The following is a 2,016-nucleotide window of genomic DNA, read 5'->3' as shown; positions in this document are numbered from 1 at the left end:
GTTGATGTTTATCAAAAAAGATTCGTTTCAAGATGTTTTTTTCCATATACTTAAAATACCACAGTAAGAAACACTCTGGTATAGCCAAATTTTTATACTTTCTTATCTTTGAACAATAAACGACACTACCTCCCTCCGCCTGTGGTAGGAAATGCATCGGTGAGTCCCACAGTGTGACAGCACTCGGAAACTCACCAGCCGCCGGCGGAAAACGCAGTATATTTGTGAACCGGGTTCGTTCATGACCATCATTTCAAATTGTTCGTTTTATTCTTTTTATTCTTTAATTAACACACTTTTGTCTCACCCTTTTTCACTTACTTTGTGATAACTTTTACCTTTTCAGCGTCATTGGTTAATCTTTTTGCATCTTCCATACCTTTTTCTATATTGACAAATTTAAGAAGAATAATTCCGCCAATAAAAAATATAACTAACGAAATGATTCCTATTCGACTTGAACCTGTAAGTTGCCCAACAAAGGCAAATAGGAAAGGGCCGAAGATTGCTGCAAATTTAGAAGAAATTCCGTAGAACCCGAAGAATTCAGCATGTTTATTATCAGGGACCATTCTGCCAAAAATGGATCTACTAAGTGATTGTGCTCCACCTTGTACCATACCAACACAAATAGCAAGTAGGTAAAAGTGGATCGCCGAAGTCATAAAATAACCTAATACTACAATCCCCATGTAGACGTATAATGAAAGCGTTAATGCTTTTTTAGCACTTATTTTCTTCGCTAACCACCCAAAGAAAAATGTAAATGGTATACCTACAAACTGTGTAATTAAAAGTGCTGCAATTAAACTGTTTCCATCAATACCTATGTCTCTACCGTATATTGTTGCCATTTTAATAATGGTGGATATCCCATCGTTATACATCCAAAATGCAAGTAAAAAAAGTAATAATTGCTTATAATGCTTTAGGTCTTTAAACGTAGAAGCTACTCTGGAAAATCCAATTGCTGCATAAGACTTTTCCCGCTTCACAACCTTCTTTTTCTCTTCTTTAATATTTCGAAATAGCGGAAGTGAAAATAGAAACCACCATAAACCTACGGAAGCAAAAGAAACTTGGCTTGCAACGGTAGCATTAGGTAGTCCAAACCAATCGAACTTTAATATCATGAGAATATTAATAGCTAATAATATTCCCCCACCTATGTAACCCCATGCGAAACCTGCTGATGATACTTTATCAATTTCCTGTTCTTCTGCTATTTCTGGTAAGAATGCATCATAGAATACATTACCACCAGAAAATCCAATTGTTCCAATAATTAACAAAAACGAGGCAAAAAGGTAATCACCTTCGCCTACAAAAGCAAGTAAAATACTTGCTAGCATACCCATGTAGGCAAAAAATCGTAAAAACTTTTTCTTAGCTGCAGAATAATCACTTATAGCTCCTAGAATAGGTGCTAGGATTGCCACAATTAATACAGCAATTGACTGCGAATATCCCCAAAAACTTGCTGCAAGATTCTCATCAACACCAACAGCTGCTACGTCGTAATAAAAAACGGGTAAAACTGCAGCCATAATTGTAGTTGCAAAAGCAGAATTCCCAAAATCATAAAGGACCCAGCTAAGGGTTGTTTTCTTCTTCATCTCCATCCCCCTTTCTGTAAAGAATATCAAAATTACCATCTATGCAGTACTACTTTTACAAAAATTTTAAAATAATTATCTATCGAGTAACCACCTTTACATCTCCCAGGATAAGAAAGGCTTCCGCAGCAATACATTGTACGTAGAAAAAGCGTTTCTCTTTTTTCATGGAGTTAACGTATTTTTTTACTGAGCTTTATAGTAATATTTGTTTTATCGTTCGACTTTTGGGTTAACTCTCTTAACTTCGTCCCAGACCCTTTTTTCAAAACCAGTAAGAAACACTCTGGTATAGCCAAATTTTTATACTTTCTTATCTTTCTTTTAAGAAAAACTGAGCAAAATTCGCTCAGTCCTTATCACTAAATGCTCAAATTTACGCTTCCTCTAGTAGCTATTA

The 2,016-nt window shown here is 35.5% G+C and carries 1 protein-coding gene; it reads right to left on the bottom strand.

What is annotated here, in order from left to right; translation table 11 throughout:
• Window positions 1-317: 317 nt before the first annotated feature.
• Window positions 318-1,616 carry an MFS transporter gene (locus ABDZ84_RS14995; protein WP_205389754.1) on the bottom strand — a complete coding sequence of 433 codons (1,299 nt, stop codon included), beginning with the start codon at window positions 1,614-1,616 and terminating at the stop codon, window positions 318-320.
• Window positions 1,617-2,016: the final 400 nt, after the last annotated feature.

Origin of the sequence: Virgibacillus salarius, assembly GCF_039521925.1 — a bacterium.
Taxonomy (GTDB): Bacteria; Bacillota; Bacilli; order Bacillales; family Amphibacillaceae; genus Virgibacillus; species Virgibacillus salarius.
Note: the sequence above shows the minus strand (reverse complement) of the source record. Positions and strands in the feature narration are given on the sequence as shown.

What these genes read in the sequence shown, in the direction of transcription:
- ABDZ84_RS14995 (WP_205389754.1), bottom strand. Translation starts at nt 1,616, where the DNA reads ATGAAGAAGAAAACAACCCTTAGCTGGGTCCTTTATGATTTTGGGAAT.